The sequence below is a fragment of the Arenimonas sp. genome (genome assembly GCF_035721105.1).
Lineage (GTDB): Bacteria > Pseudomonadota > Gammaproteobacteria > Xanthomonadales > Xanthomonadaceae > Arenimonas.
Map to the genome: position 1 here is coordinate 1 of NZ_DASTNG010000036.1, position 14,006 is coordinate 14,006.

The 14,006-nt window shown below is 72.3% G+C and carries 13 protein-coding genes and 1 tRNA gene; 11 read left to right on the top strand and 3 right to left on the bottom strand.

Annotation, left to right across the window (positions count from 1 at the left end):
- Positions 1-81: 81 nt before the first annotated feature.
- Both fdxA and VFQ84_RS04615 read right to left on the bottom strand, forming a co-directional pair.
- The gene (fdxA, locus tag VFQ84_RS04610; RefSeq protein ID WP_034210635.1) at positions 82-405 is read right to left on the bottom strand and encodes a ferredoxin FdxA; all 324 of its coding nucleotides are present in this window, start codon (positions 403-405) and stop codon (positions 82-84) included.
- Between the two features lie 125 nt (positions 406-530).
- Positions 531-606 (bottom strand) — tRNA-Glu (locus tag VFQ84_RS04615).
- A 114-nt stretch (positions 607-720) separates the two neighbouring features.
- Here VFQ84_RS04615 and pcnB point away from each other — a divergent pair.
- From pcnB to pgi, 5 genes are read left to right on the top strand one after another with little or no spacing between them, the layout of a single operon-like run.
- A complete protein-coding gene (gene pcnB / locus VFQ84_RS04620; protein ID WP_325129691.1) occupies positions 721-2,109 on the top strand; it encodes a polynucleotide adenylyltransferase PcnB in 1,389 nt (462 codons plus the stop codon).
- Positions 2,106-2,606: a 2-amino-4-hydroxy-6-hydroxymethyldihydropteridine diphosphokinase gene (gene folK, locus VFQ84_RS04625; protein WP_325129692.1), complete on the top strand. Its 501-nt coding sequence runs from the start codon at positions 2,106-2,108 to the stop codon at positions 2,604-2,606. The genes pcnB and folK overlap by 4 nt, the downstream gene beginning before the upstream one ends.
- A 25-nt stretch (positions 2,607-2,631) precedes the next feature.
- Complete coding sequence (gene panB, locus VFQ84_RS04630; protein WP_325129694.1) at positions 2,632-3,456, top strand: 3-methyl-2-oxobutanoate hydroxymethyltransferase; 825 nt, start codon at positions 2,632-2,634, stop codon at positions 3,454-3,456.
- 5 nt (positions 3,457-3,461) lie between these two features.
- The gene (gene panC, locus VFQ84_RS04635) at positions 3,462-4,310 is read left to right on the top strand and encodes a pantoate--beta-alanine ligase (RefSeq protein WP_325129697.1); all 849 of its coding nucleotides are present in this window, start codon (positions 3,462-3,464) and stop codon (positions 4,308-4,310) included.
- Positions 4,311-4,317: 7 nt separating this feature from the next.
- On the top strand, positions 4,318-5,826 hold the full coding sequence (gene pgi / locus VFQ84_RS04640; RefSeq protein ID WP_414636999.1) for a glucose-6-phosphate isomerase: 1,509 nt from the start codon (positions 4,318-4,320) through the stop codon (positions 5,824-5,826).
- Here the strand turns inward: pgi and queG are convergent.
- Entirely contained in the window at positions 5,786-6,877 is a 1,092-nt protein-coding gene (gene queG, locus VFQ84_RS04645) for a tRNA epoxyqueuosine(34) reductase QueG (RefSeq protein ID WP_325129699.1), read from the bottom strand. The two genes, pgi and queG, sit on opposite strands and share 41 nt — an antisense overlap.
- A gap of 23 nt (positions 6,878-6,900) precedes the next feature.
- Between queG and VFQ84_RS04650 the strand changes: the two genes are divergently transcribed.
- From VFQ84_RS04650 to VFQ84_RS04675, 6 genes are all read left to right on the top strand, one after another.
- Positions 6,901-8,379 carry an NAD(P)H-hydrate dehydratase gene (locus tag VFQ84_RS04650; RefSeq protein WP_325129701.1) on the top strand — a complete coding sequence of 493 codons (1,479 nt, stop codon included), beginning with the start codon at positions 6,901-6,903 and terminating at the stop codon, positions 8,377-8,379.
- Positions 8,376-8,834: a tRNA (adenosine(37)-N6)-threonylcarbamoyltransferase complex ATPase subunit type 1 TsaE gene (tsaE, locus tag VFQ84_RS04655; RefSeq protein ID WP_325129703.1), complete on the top strand. Its 459-nt coding sequence runs from the start codon at positions 8,376-8,378 to the stop codon at positions 8,832-8,834. The genes VFQ84_RS04650 and tsaE overlap by 4 nt, the downstream gene beginning before the upstream one ends.
- Before the next feature lie 108 nt (positions 8,835-8,942).
- Positions 8,943-10,292: an N-acetylmuramoyl-L-alanine amidase gene (locus VFQ84_RS04660; protein WP_325129705.1), complete on the top strand. Its 1,350-nt coding sequence runs from the start codon at positions 8,943-8,945 to the stop codon at positions 10,290-10,292.
- 48 nt (positions 10,293-10,340) lie between these two features.
- Complete coding sequence (mutL, locus tag VFQ84_RS04665; RefSeq protein ID WP_325129707.1) at positions 10,341-12,125, top strand: DNA mismatch repair endonuclease MutL; 1,785 nt, start codon at positions 10,341-10,343, stop codon at positions 12,123-12,125.
- The gene (locus VFQ84_RS04670; protein ID WP_325129709.1) at positions 12,125-13,087 is read left to right on the top strand and encodes a DUF1684 domain-containing protein; all 963 of its coding nucleotides are present in this window, start codon (positions 12,125-12,127) and stop codon (positions 13,085-13,087) included. The genes mutL and VFQ84_RS04670 overlap by 1 nt, the downstream gene beginning before the upstream one ends.
- A gap of 31 nt (positions 13,088-13,118) precedes the next feature.
- Positions 13,119-13,997, top strand: coding sequence for a TraB/GumN family protein (locus VFQ84_RS04675; protein ID WP_325129711.1), 879 nt, complete (start codon positions 13,119-13,121; stop codon positions 13,995-13,997).
- Positions 13,998-14,006 lie beyond the last annotated feature (9 nt).

A 14,006-nucleotide genomic window follows, 5' to 3' on the forward strand; every position in this document is an offset into this window, starting at 1 on the left:
GGGTCAGCGTACCTATCCGTTTCAAACGGATAGGTACGCTGACCCCTTTTTTTGGGCCGGGAGGCGGTCCTGCCGGGAGGGTCAGCGCTCGAGAAGAGGGAGCTTGCCGGGCTTGCCGTCCCACTCGGCGGCGTCGGGCAGCGGGTCCTGGCGGGTCGTGATCACCGGCCACTGCTTGGACAGCTCGGCGTTGAGGGCGATGAAGCCTTCCTGGCCGGCGGGCACGTCGTCCTCGGGGTAGATCGCCTTGGCCGGGCATTCCGGCTCGCACAGGGTGCAGTCGATGCATTCCTCCGGGTCGATGACCAGGAAGTTGGGGCCTTCGTGGAAGCAGTCGACCGGGCACACCTCGACACAGTCGGTGTACTTGCACTTGATGCAGTTCTCGATGACGACAAAGGGCATGGCCAGGGCTCGAAGGCGGTTCGGATGGCGCCGATTCTAGCGGCAGCGGCCCGCGAGGCCCAGCGCGGCGGCGGCAGCGGCCCCGGGAAAAGCGAAGGCCCGGCATGGCCGGGCCTTCTGAAGAGTGGCGCTCCCTAGGGGACTCGAACCCCTGTTCCAGCCTTGAGAGGGCCGTGTCCTAGGCCACTAGACGAAGGGAGCGCGGATGGCGAAGCGGTGCAGCGGGCGTTAGTATACCGGGCTTTACCGGTGCCGGGAAGCTGTCCGGCGCCGCCCGAAGCCGCCGCGCATGGACCCCGCGCCGCCCCGACCCGAATGGACAAGCGCATCGCCACTCCCCTGACGCCATTGATCGTGCCGCGCGCCGAGCACGGAATCTCCCGCAGGGACATCAGTCCCAACGCCCTGCGCGTGCTCTACAAGCTGCGTGAAGGTGGCTTCCAGGGCTATCTGGTCGGCGGCGCGGTCCGCGACCTGCTGGTTGGCGGCCACCCCAAGGACTTCGACGTCGCCACCGACGCCACCCCGGAGCAGGTCAAGTCGCTGTTCCGCAACTGCCGCCTGATCGGCCGCCGGTTCCGGCTGGCGCACGTGGTGTTCGGGCGCGAGATCATCGAGGTGGCCACCTTCCGGGCCAACATCGACGACGGCAGCGGCGACCGCGAGACCGAGGATGGCGGCCGGCTGCTGCGCGACAACGTCTACGGCACCATCGAGGACGACGCGGTCCGGCGCGACTTCACCGCGAATGCGCTGTACTACGCGATCGAGGACTTCTCGGTGCGCGACTACTGCGGCGGCTACCAGGACTGCCTCGACCGCGTGCTGCGCCTGATCGGCGATCCGGTCGAACGCTACCGCGAGGATCCGGTGCGCATGCTGCGCGCGGCGCGGCTGGCGGCCAAGCTGGGCTTCGCGATCGCGCCCGACGCCGCCGCGCCCATTCCCGAGCTGGCGCCGCTGCTGGCCGCCGCGCCGCCGGCGCGCCTGTTCGACGAATGCCTGAAGATGTTCCTGGCCGGCCACGCCGAGGCCAGCTTCATGCTGCTGGAGAACCACGGCCTGCTGCCGGCGCTGTTCCCCGAGACCGCGGTCGCCATCGACACCAACCGCAGCGGCGCCCTGCGCGCGATGCTGCTGCAGGCGCTGCGCAACACCGACGAACGCATCGCCCAGGACAAGCCGGTGACGCCGGCCTTCCTGTTCGCGGCCCTGCTGTGGCCGGCCTACTGCCGCGAGCTCGCGGTGCTGCAGAAGGCCGGGATCGACCCGCTGGTCGCGCAGCAGCGCGCCGCCGACCGCGTCACCCTGCACCAGGCCCAGCGGATCGCGCTGCCGCGCCGCTTCTCCCAGCCGATGCAGGAGATCTGGCTGCTGCAGCCGCGCTTCGGCCAGCGCGTGCGCAAGCGCGTGTTCCGCCTCCTGTCGCATCCGCGCTTCCGCGCCGCCTTCGACTTCCTCGAACTGCGCGCCGGCGCCGCACCCGAACTCGCCGCCGACGTCGCCTTCTGGCGCGAGGCCCAGGCCCAGGCGCCCGAGCAGCTGGCCGAGCGCCTGGTGCCGAAGTCGGCGCGCCGCGAGCGCGGTCCCGATGATGGCTTCGCCGAGGCTGGCGAAGACGAGGCCGAGGGCGGCACGCCCGGCCCGAAGAAGCGCCGCCGGCGCCGGCGCAAGCCGGCCGGAGGCGAGGGCGGCGGCGGGTGAGGCCGGACGATCCGGTTCGCGCCTTCGTCGGCCTGGGCGGCAACCTGGGCGACGTCGAGACCACGCTGGTCGAGGCGCTGTGGGCGCTCGACGCGCTGCCGCAGACCACGATCCAGCGCCAGTCGGCCTTCTACCGCACGCCGGCCTGGGGCAAGACCGACCAGCCGGGCTTCGTTAACGCCGTGGTCGAGCTGCGCACGCGGACGACGGCGCCGGCGCTGCTGGCCCTGCTGCTGGCGATCGAAGAGCGCTTCGGCCGCGTCCGCAGCGAGGCCGATCGCTGGGGCCCCCGGGTGCTGGACCTCGACCTGTTGGCCTACGGCGATGAGGTCATCGACGAACCCGGCCTGACCCTGCCGCATCCGCACCTGCATGAGCGCGCCTTCGTGCTGGTGCCGCTGGCGGAAATCGCCCCGGGCCTCGTCATCCCGGGGCGGGGCGACGTGGCGTCCCTGCTCGCCGCGGTGGATGTTTCGGGTATCGAAGCGATACCTTAGGGGTTCCTTCCCCCGGGCCACCGCCATGTACGCGAACGATTCCAAAGCGCCGGCGCGCGTCCGCCTCACGGTGCCCGCGCTGCGCAAGATGAAGGCCGAAGGCCGGCGCATCGTCTCGATCACCGCCTACGACGCCAGCTTCGCCCGCAGCGTCGATGCCGCCGGCATCGACCTGGTGCTGGTCGGCGATTCCCTGGGCATGGTCTGCCAGGGCCACGACAGCACGCTGCCGGTGACGGTGGACGACATCGTCTACCACGTCGGCTGCGTCGCGCGCGGCCTGTCGGGCGCCTTCCTGGTCGCCGACCTGCCGTTCCAGTCCGACGCCACGCCGGCGCGCGCGCTCGACGCGTCCACCCGCTGCCTGCAGGCGGGCGCGCAGATGGTCAAGCTCGAAGGCGCGGGCCCCAAGCTCGAGGTGATCCGGTTCCTCGCCGAGCGCGAGATCCCGGTCTGCGCCCACCTGGGCCTGACCCCGCAGTCGGTGCTGCGCCTGGGCGGCTACAAGGTGCAGGGCAAGGAGGCCGCCGCGGCGAAGAAGCTGCTGGCCGACGCCCGCGCCGTCGCCGAGGCCGGCGCCGACCTGCTGGTGCTCGAATGCGTGCCCTCGGCGCTGGCGGCCGAGATCACCGCGGCCATCGCCATCCCCACCATTGGCATCGGCGCCGGTCCGTCCTGCGACGGCCAGATCCTGGTGCTGCACGACCTGCTGGGCATGAACAGCGGCCACCGCCGCCCGCGCTTCGTCAAGGATTTCCTGGCCGACGGCGGCTCGGTGCTGGGCGCGTTCCAGGCCTATGCGGCCGCGGTGCGCGACGGCAGCTTCCCCGCCCCCGAACACGGATACTGAAATACATGCAGACCCACACCACGCTGGCCGCCCTGCGCGCCCAGGTCCGCCAGTGGCGCCGCGAGGGCGCCAGCGTCGGCTTCGTGCCGACCATGGGCAACCTGCACGCCGGGCACCATGCGCTGATCGCGCTGGCGCGCCGCCACGCCGACCGCGTCGTCGCCAGCATCTTCGTCAACCCGACCCAGTTCGGGCCGAACGAGGACTACGCGCGCTACCCGCGCACCCCCGACCGCGACATCCAGGGCCTGGCCGACACCGGCTGCGACGCGCTGTTCCTGCCGCCGGTGGAGCAGATGTATCCGTTCGGGACCATGGGCTGCGTGCAGATGCACGTGCCGGGCATCACCGACATCCTGTGCGGCGCGCACCGGCCCGGTCATTTCAACGGCGTGGCGCAGGTGGTGGCGCGCCTGTTCAACATGGTCCAGCCCGACCTGGCGGTGTTCGGGCGCAAGGATTACCAGCAGCTGCAGGTGATCCGCTACATGACCAAGGAAATGAGCTTCCCGGTCGAGATCATCCCGGCGCCGACCCTGCGCGAGCCCGACGGGCTGGCCATGAGTTCGCGCAACCAGTACCTGCAGGGCGACGAGCGGCAGACCGCCACCCACGTCCACCAGACGCTGCGCTTCATGCGCGACGCTGCGCGTCAGGGGCTGCCGGTCACCGGCATCGAGGACGAGGCGGTGTCGCGGCTCGAGGCCGCCGGCTTCGTGGTCGACTACGCCGAAGTCCGCCGCGCCGACCTGACCCGCGCCAAGTCGCCCGACGAGAAGGGGCTCGTGGCCCTCATCGCGGCGCGCCTGGGGCGCACCCGCCTGATCGACAACCTGGAGTTCGACGGTGACTGAGCGCCGGCTGCTCGACCCGTCGCACTGGCAGGCGCTGCAGGGCGAGGCCGGGCGGGTGCGCGCGGCCGGGCTGCTGCCGGCCGACGCCGCGCGCGCCAGCGAGTTCGCGCTGCGGGTCGGGCCGCTGTACGCCAGCTTCGCGCGCCAGCGGCTGGACGCCAGGGCGCGCGACGCACTGTTCGCGCTGGCCCGCGCCGCCGGCCTGCCGCAGGCGTTCCGCGCGCTGGTCGAGGGCGAGCAGGTCAATACCTCCGAGGGTCGCCCGGCGCTGCATACCGCGCTGCGCAGCGACCTGGGCCAGTCCGCCGCGGCGCGCGAGGCGCGTGCGCTGGCGCTCGAGGCGCGCGGCCGCATGGACGCGCTGCACGCCGCGCTCGAAGCCAGCGACGTCACCGACATCGTCAGCGTCGGCATCGGCGGCTCCGACCTGGGGCCGCGGCTGGCGGTGGATGCGCTGCGTGATTTCCACGCCGGCCGCTTCCGCGTGCACTTCCTCACCAACATCGACGGCAGCGCGGCCCAGCACCTGCTGCGTGGGCTGGACCCGGCGCGCACCGCCGGCATCCTGGTGTCCAAGAGCTTCGGCACCCAGGAAACCCTGCTCAACGGCGCGCTGCTGCGCGACTGGATGGGCGGCGCCGACCGGCTGTTCGCGGTCAGCGCCAACCTCGGGCGTGCGCAGGCCTTCGGCATCCCGCCCGAGCGCGTGCTGCCGATGTGGGACTGGGTCGGCGGCCGCTATTCGCTGTGGTCGGCGGTGGGCTTCGCGGTGCAGCTGGCGATCGGCCGCGAGCGCTTCGCGCAGCTGCTGGCCGGCGCCGCGATGCTCGACGAACACGCGCTCACCGCGCCGCCCGAGCGCAACCTGGCCGTCTGGCACGCGCTGGCCGGCATCTGGAACCGCAACGGACTGGGGCTTTCGAGCAGCGCCGTGTTGCCCTACGACCAGCGCCTGAGCCTGCTGCCGTCCTTCCTGCAGCAGCTGGTGATGGAAAGCCTGGGCAAGTCGGTGCGCCACGACGGCAGCCCGGTGCTGGCCGCGACCGTGCCGGTGCTGTTCGGCGGCGCCGGCACCAATGCCCAGCACAGCTTCTTCCAGGCCCTGCACCAGGGCACGGAAACGGTACCGGCCGACTTCCTGGGCGTGGTCCGCCCCGCGCACGAGCACGGCCACCACCACGACGTGCTGCTGGCCAACCTGCTGGCGCAGATCGAAGCGCTGGGCACCGGCTGGCCCTCGGAAGACGCGCAGAAAGGCTACCCGGGCGGCCGTCCGTCCACGCTGCTGCTGCTGGACGAACTGAGCCCGCACTCGCTGGGCGCGCTGCTGGCGATGTACGAGCACAGCGTCTACGCGCAGTCGGTGCTCTGGGGCATCAACGCCTTCGACCAGTGGGGCGTGGAGCTGGGCAAGCGCATCGCCGGCGAACTGCTGCCGGCCCTGTCCGACGACGCGGTCGCCGCCGGCGACCCGGTTACCCGGGCGCTGCTGGACGAGATCCGGGCGCGTCGCTGACCGGCTTGGGGTGTCGGGCCAGGGCCCAGGCCACGTGTTCGCGCACCATCGGATCCGGATCGTCGCGACGGCTGGCCAGCGCCGCCAGGACTTCGGGCGTGGTCGGGGCATTGCCCAGCGCCACCGCGATATTGCGCAGCCAGCCCGCATGGCCGGTGCGGCGGATCGCCGAGCCCTCCGTGCGCTGCAGGAAGGTGGCTTCGTCCCAGGCGAAGAGGTCGGCCAGGGCGATGTCGTCCAGGGCGTGGCGGGGCTGGAAGTCGGGCTGCTCGTGCCGCACCGCGAACTTGTTCCAGGGGCAGGCCAGCTGGCAGTCGTCGCAGCCGAAGATGCGGTTGCCGACCAGGGGCCGCAGGTCCTCGGGGATCGATTCCTTCAGTTCGATGGTGAGGTAGCTGATGCAGCGGCGCGCGTCGACGCGATACGGCGCGATGATCGCGCCGGTCGGGCAGACCGTGATGCAGCGGCTGCAGGTGCCGCAGTGCGCACTGGCGGGGGCGTCGACCGGCAGCGGCAGGTCGGTGAGGATCTCGCCCAGGAAGAACCAGCTGCCGGCATCGCGGTTGATCAGGCAGCTGTGCTTGCCGATCCAGCCCAGGCCGGCGTCGCGCGCCAGCGCGCGCTCGAGCACCGGCGCCGAATCGACGAAGGCGCGGTAGCCGAACGGCCCGATCTCGGCGGCGATCCGGTCGGCCAGTTTCTGCAGGCGGTTGCGCATCACCTTGTGGTAGTCGCGGCCCAGCGCGTATCGCGCGACGTAGGCGCGATCGCCCTGGTCGAGGGTGCGCCAGGCGGCGTCGTCGTCGCCGGTGCCGTAGTCCATCCGCACCGACAGCACCCGCAGCGTGCCGGGCACCAGTTCGGCCGGACGGGCGCGCAGGTCGCCATGGCGGGCCATGTAGTCCATGCGGCCATGCAGGCCCTCGTCCAGCCAGCGTCGCAGGTGCGCCTCGTCCTCGCCCAGCGCGATCCCGGCCACGCCCAGCTGCTGGAAGCCCAGTTCCCGGCTCCAGGTCTTGATCCGATCGGCGAGGGTGGCGAGGTCGGGCATCGGCGCAAGTATAGAATCCCTGCATGAGCGAACAGCTGCCGCTATACCGGAGCACCCAGGTCCGGGCCATGGACGAACTGGCGACCAGCGCGCTGGGCGTCGCCCCCTACGAGCTGATGTGCCGGGCCGGCGCCGCCAGCTGGCGGCTGCTGCAGCAGCGTTGGCCGAAGGCGCGCACCCTCGGCGTGGCCTGCGGCCCGGGCAACAACGGCGGCGACGGTTACGTGGTGGCGCGGCTGGCGCGGGCGGCCGGCCTGAAGGTGCACGTGGTCACGCCGCCCGGCGCCAGTCCGCGCAGCGCCCAGGCACGGCAGGCGCTGGCCGACTGGCGCGCCTGCGGCGGCAGCGTGTCCAGCTTCGACGGCATGCTGCCGGAGGCCGACGCCTGGGTCGACGCGCTGTACGGCCTCGGCCTGGCGCGCCCGCCCTCGGACGCCGCGCAGTCGATGATCGAGCGCATCAATGCGGCGCGGGTGCCGGTGCTTTCGCTGGACGTGCCGTCCGGCCTGGACGCCGACACCGGGCACGCCAGCGGCACGGCGGTGCGGGCGACGGTGACGCTCTGCTTCATCGGCGCCAAGCGCGGCCTGTACACCGGCATGGCCCGCGATTTCGACGGGGAAGTGCTGCTCGACCGGCTGGATCTCAAGATCGGCGCCTTCGACGAGATCCGCCCGGCCGCCTGGCTTTGCCGCCCGGAAGGCCTGGCGCGCTGGCTGGCGCCGCGCCACGCCAATGCCCACAAGGGCGAACACGGCCACGTGCTGTGCATCGGCGGCGAGGAAGGCATGGGGGGCGCCGTGCGTCTGTGCGCCGAAGGCGCGCTGCGCACCGGAGTCGGCCTGGCCAGCGTGGCGACGCGGCGCTCGGGCGTGGCGGCCCTGGTGGCGGCGCGGCCGGAGGCCATGACCCACGCGGTCGAGGACGCCGAGGCGCTGGCGCCGCTGCTCGAGCGCGCCACGGTGCTGGCGGTCGGGCCCGGCCTGGGGCAGGGCGACTGGGGCCGCGCCCTGTTCGCCGAGGCGCTGGCCTCGGGCAAGCCGCTGGTGCTCGATGCCGACGCCCTGAACCTGCTGGCCAGCCATCCGCAGGCGGTGCCGCAGGCCATCCTGACCCCGCATCCGGGCGAAGCCGCGCGCCTGCTGGGCAAGGACAAGGCCGAGATCCAGGCCGATCGCTTCGGCGCCGCCGAGGCGCTGTCGCAGCGCTATCGCTGTGCCGTGGTGCTCAAGGGCGCCGGCACCGTGGTGGCCGCGCCCGGCGAGATCCCCGCCGTGATCGGCGCCGGCAACCCGGGCATGGCGACCGGCGGCATGGGCGACGTGCTGTCGGGGGTGATCGCGGCGCTGGTCGCCCAGGGACTGCCGCTGTTCCAGGCCGCGGTGGCCGGCGCACTGCTGCATTCGGCCGCCGGCGACGCCGCCGCCCGCGTCGGCGGCGAGCGCGGGCTGCTGCCCTCCGACCTGTTCCCGCACCTGCGCCGGATGGCGAACCCCGCATGAGCCACGCCCGCTTCCTTGCGGACGCCGGGGCCACCGAGGCCCTGGGCGCGGCGCTGGCGCAAAGCCGGCCGCCGCGGGCGGTCGTCTACCTGGAGGGCGACCTGGGCGCGGGAAAGTCGACGCTGGCCCGGGCCCTGCTGCGGGCGCTGGGCGTCACCGGCGCCATCCGCAGCCCGACCTACACGCTGGTCGAGCGCTACCCGGTCCCGGGCGGCGAGGCCGCGCACCTCGACCTGTATCGCCTGGCGGCCGCGTCGGAGCTGGATTTCCTGGGCCTGGACGAACTCAGCGCCGAGGCCAGCCTGTGGCTGGTCGAGTGGCCGGAGCGGGGGCAGGGCGGGCTGCCGGCGCCGGACCTGCGGCTGCGGCTGGCGGTCGAGGGGGCGGGGCGCCGCGCCAGCCTGGTCGCGGCCAGTCCGGCGGGCGAGGCCTGGCTGGCCAGGATGGCGTCCTGACGGCCTCTCCGGGCATCTTCTGACGCGATTCCTAGGAAGGTTCGGCAGGCCCCGGATTTAAAAAGGATTTTCTTGCTTTTCGCCGGGGACGGTGGTTGAATCCCGCCCATGCGCCGCATTCCCGTCCCCGCCTTGTTGGTTCCGGCCCTGTTGGGCCTGGTCGCGCTGGGCGCGCAGGCGGCCCGCATCGACGGCATGAAAGTGGTCGAGGACGATGCCGGCACGCACGCCGTGGTCGAGCTCACCGGCGCCGTGGATTACAAGGTGTTCACCCTCTCCAATCCCGATCGCCTGGTGCTGGACCTGTCCGGCACCACGCTGGGTGCCTCCTACCGGGCGCCGGCGCCGAACGGCGTGGTCGCGGGCGTGCGCACCGGCCAGCCGGCCGAGGGCGACCTGCGCGTGGTGCTCGACCTGGCGCGCGCGGTGAAGCCGCGCAGCCGCATCGAACACGTCGGCAGCGGTTCGCGCCTCGTGCTCGACCTGCGCGAGGAGGGCGACACCGTCGCCGGAAAGCCCGCGCCTGCGCGCACGCTGCAGGACGTGATCGGCACCGGTGATCGCAAGCTGGTGATCGCCATCGACGCCGGCCACGGCGGCAAGGACCCCGGTGCGATCGGCCCGACCAAGAAGTACGAGAAGGACATCACGCTGGCGATCGCGCGCGAGCTCGCCGCCAGGATCGACGCCGATCCGGGCATGCGCGCGTTCCTGGTGCGCGACCGCGACGTGTTCATCCCGCTCGAGCAGCGCTACATGATCGCCCGCGAAGCGCAGGCCGACCTCTTCATCTCCATCCACGCCGACGCCGCCCACAACAAGTCCGCCAGCGGCGCGTCGGTGTACGTGCTGTCGCTGCGCGGGGCCTCGTCCGAGGCGGCGCGCTGGCTGGCCGACCAGGAAAACGCCGCCGACCTGGTCGGGGGCGTCGAGCTCGACGCGCGCGACAAGAACCTGGCCGCGGTGCTGCTCGACCTGTCCCAGAACGCCACCATGCGCGTGTCCGACGACGCCGCCAGCCAGGTGCTCGCGTCGCTCAAGCAGTTCGGCAAGGCCCACAAGCCGCAGATCGAGCGCGCCAACTTCGTGGTGCTGCGCTCGCCCGACGTGCCCTCGATGCTGGTCGAGACCGGCTTCATCTCCAATCCCGGTGAAGAAGCCAAGCTCAGCGACCCCGCCTACCGCAAGCGCATGGTCGAGGCCATCCACGGCGGCCTGCGCACGTACTTCTCCGACCAGGCGCCCCCGGGCACCTGGTACGCCGCCCGCCAGGGCCAGTTCGGCGGCAGCCGCCAGCACGTGGTCAGCCGCGGCGAGACCCTGAGCCTGATCGCGGCCCGCCACGGCGTGCCCATGAGCAGCATCCGCGCCGCCAACCACCTCAGCGGCGACACCGTCCGCATCGGCGACCGGCTGACCATCCCGGTCCCGCCGACCCTGGCCTCCGCGCCGGAGTAAGCCGAGCCGCCGCTGGTATCATCGGGCCTCGTCTTCCCGAGGCCCACCGTGCCGATCCAGCAGCTCCCCGACACCCTCGTCAACCAGATCGCCGCCGGTGAAGTGGTCGAGCGTCCGGCCTCCGTGGTCAAGGAGTTGGTCGAGAATGCGCTGGACGCCGGCGCCACCCGCGTCGACATCGACCTGGAGGAGGGGGGCATCCGCCTGATCCGCATCCGCGACGACGGCGGCGGCATACCGGCCGGCGAGCTGCCGCTGGCGATCTCGCGGCACGCCACCAGCAAGATCAGCTCGCTCGACGACCTCGAGGAAGTCGCCACGCTCGGCTTCCGCGGCGAAGCCCTGCCGTCGATCGCTTCGGTCAGCCGCTTCGCGATCAGCTCGCGCACCGCGGCGCAGGACCACGGCCTGCGGCTGGAGGTCGATGGCGGCAAGTTCGCGCCGCCGCAGCCGCATCCGCATCCGGCCGGGACCACGGTGGAAGTGCGCGACCTGTTCTTCAACGTGCCGGCGCGGCGCAAGTTCCTGCGCGCTGAACGCACCGAGCTGGGCCACATCGAGGAGTGGCTGCGCTCGCTGGCGCTGGCGCGCCCGCAGGTCGAGCTGCGCATCAGCCACAACGGCCGCCTGGCCCGCCACTACAAGCCGGCGCGCGACGGCGGCGACCACGTCCGCCGCGTCGCCGAGGCGCTGGGCGAGGAGTTCACCGCGCAGTGCCTGCAGGTCGAACACGCCGGCGCCGGCCTGCGGCTGTGGGGCTGGGTCGGCTTGCCGACCGCCGCGCGCTCCAGCGCCGACCAGCAGTACTTCTATGTCAATGGCCGCGCGGTGCGTGACCGCACCGTCGCGCACGCGGTGCGCCAGGCCTATGCCGACGTGCTTTTCCACGGGCGCTATCCGGCCTTCGTGCTGTTCCTGGAGTGCGACCCGCGCCAGGTCGACGTCAACGTGCACCCGGCCAAGCACGAGGTGCGCTTCCGCGAGCAGCGGCTGGTGCATGAATTCATCTACCGCACCCTGCACGAAGCGCTGGCGTCGACCCGCGCCGGGCTGGCCGCCGCCGGCGCCGAAGCCGGCGTTGCCGCGGCCACGGGCTTCGGCGGCGGCTGGCAGCCGCCGGCGCAGGGCGGCCTCGGGCTGCCGGTGCGCGACACGCTGGCCGGCTACGCGGCGCTTTACGGCGGTGCGTCCGGCGGCGCCGGTCCGATCGGCGCCGCTGCGCCGATGCCGGCCGCGAACGAGGCCGCGGCACCGCCGCTGGGCTATGCGCTGGCGCAGCTGCACGGCGTGTTCGTGCTGGCCGAGAACGAACAGGGCCTGGTGCTGGTGGACATGCACGCCGCCCACGAACGCATCACCTACGAGCGCCTCAAGACCGCGCGCGACGGCGAAGGCATCCGCAGCCAGCCGCTGCTGGTGCCGCTGCCGCTGGCGGTGTCCGAGCGCGAGGCCGACATCGCCGAGCAGCACGCCGACACCCTGGCCGGCTACGGCTTCGAGCTGCGGCGGGCCGGGCCCCAGTCGCTGAGCGTGCGCAGCGTCCCGACCCTGCTGGCCGACCTGGACCCGAAGGCGCTGGTGCTGGACGTGCTGTCGGACCTGCGCGAGCACGGCAGCAGCCGGAAGCTCGAGGAGGCGCGCAACGAACTGCTCTCCACCCTGGCCTGCCATACCTCGGTGCGCGCCAACCGGCGCCTGACCCTGCCGGAGATGAACGCCCTGCTGCGTGACATGGAGTCCACCGAGCGCAGCGGACAATGCAACCACGGCCGCCCCACCTGGGTGCAGCTGAGCAAGACCGAACTCGACCGACTGTTCCTCAGGGGGCGCTGATGAAGCTGAGAACGATGCTTTGGGTGGGCGCGCTGGCCGTCATGGCCGGATGCGGCGGCGGTGCCGACGAGGCCGCCCAGTCCCGCAACGACGAGCGCGCCGCGCGCGCCGCCCGGCTGGCCTATGAAGGCGAGATCCTGGCCTGGCGCGACCAGCGCCTGGCCACGCTCAAGCGCCCGGACGGCTGGCTTTCGCTGGTCGGCCTGCACTGGCTGACCCCGGGCGCCACCTACGTGGGATCGGCGAAGGACAACGGCACCCGGCTGGCGGTCGGGCCGGCGCAGATCGGCATGCTGACCCTGGCCCGCGACGGCAGCGCCACCCTGAAGCTGCATCCGGGGGTCGAGGCCGAGGTGATGATCGACGGCGTCGCGCCCGAGCCCGAGGCCCTGGTGCCGCTGGCCTCGGACGCCACGGGCCCGGCCACGGTGGTCTCCTTCAACAAGGGCGACGCCAGCTTCGTGCTGATCAAGCGCGCCGACCGCCACGGCCTGCGCGTGCGCAACGCGTTCGCGCCGACCCGCACGCGCTTCCCGGGGCTGGAATACTTCGACATCAATCCGGACATGCGTATCGTCGCCCGCTTCGAAGCGCATCCGCCGGGCAAGACCGTCGAGATCGTCAACGTGCTGGGCATGATCGAACCCATGCCCAACCCCGGCACGCTGAACTTCGAGAAGGACGGCAAGGTCTTCCGCATGGAGGCGGTGGACGAGGGTGACGGCCGGCTGTTCTTCACCTTCGCCGATCGCACCAGCGGCCACGAGACCTACTCGGCCTCGCGCATGGTGTATGCCGATCCGCCGGGCCGCGACGGCACCACCGTGCTCGACTTCAACAAGGCCTACAATCCGCCCTGCGCCTTCACCCCTTACTCGACCTGCCCGATGCCGCTGCCGGAGAACCGGCTCGACCTGCGGGTCGAGGCCGGCGAAAAGAAGCCGCTGCCGTTCCCCGAGTGATTCCTTCCCCCCGCCAGGAGATGTCGTTTACATGCTGATCCGCTTCCTCGCCGCGCTGCTGCTGTCCGCCGCCGCCGGCCACGCGTCCGCCGAGCCGCCCAAGCCCCTGCTGTGGAAGGTGAGCGACGCCGACAACGCGGTGTACCTGCTGGGTTCGTTCCACCTGCTCCGCCCGGATGACTACCCGCTGTCGCCGGCGGTCTACGCCGCGCTCGACGACGCCGAGAACGTGGTGTTCGAACTGTCGCCGGAGGAGATGAACGACCCGTCGCTGGGCCAGAAGATGATGCGCGTCGCCCAGCGCGCCGACGGCCGGACGCTGCAGGCGGCGCTGCCCGCGGAGACCTGGACCCGGCTGTCCGACTACGCCGCCCGGCGCAACCTGCCGATCGAGAGGTACCAGGGCTTCGACACCTGGTTCATGGGCCTGTTGATCGGCATCACCGAGATGCAGGGCCTGGACATGGACCCGGCGCTGGGCCTGGACCGGCACGTCGCCGCGCGCGCCGTGGCCGCGGGCAAGGCGGTGGGTGCGCTGGAGACGGCCGAGCAGCAGTTCGCCATGTTCGACGGCCTCAGCCCGGAGGAGCAGCTGCAATCGCTGCAGGACTCGCTGGACGACATCGATTCGATCGAACAGGAAATCTCGCGCATGCACGCGCTCTGGCGCGCCGGCGATGCGACGGCCCTGTACGCGATGAGCGGTGCCGAGATGAAGCGCGACTACCCGGCCCTCTACGAGCGCATGAACGTGGCCCGCAACCGCGCCTGGCTGCCGGAGATCCGCACCCTGCTCGATGCCGGCGGCCGCGACGACGCCTTGGTCGTCGTGGGGGCCATGCACCTGCTGGGCGAGGATGGCGTGGTGCGGATGCTTCGCGACGCCGGCTACACCGTCGAGCGTCTCTGAGGCGGTCCC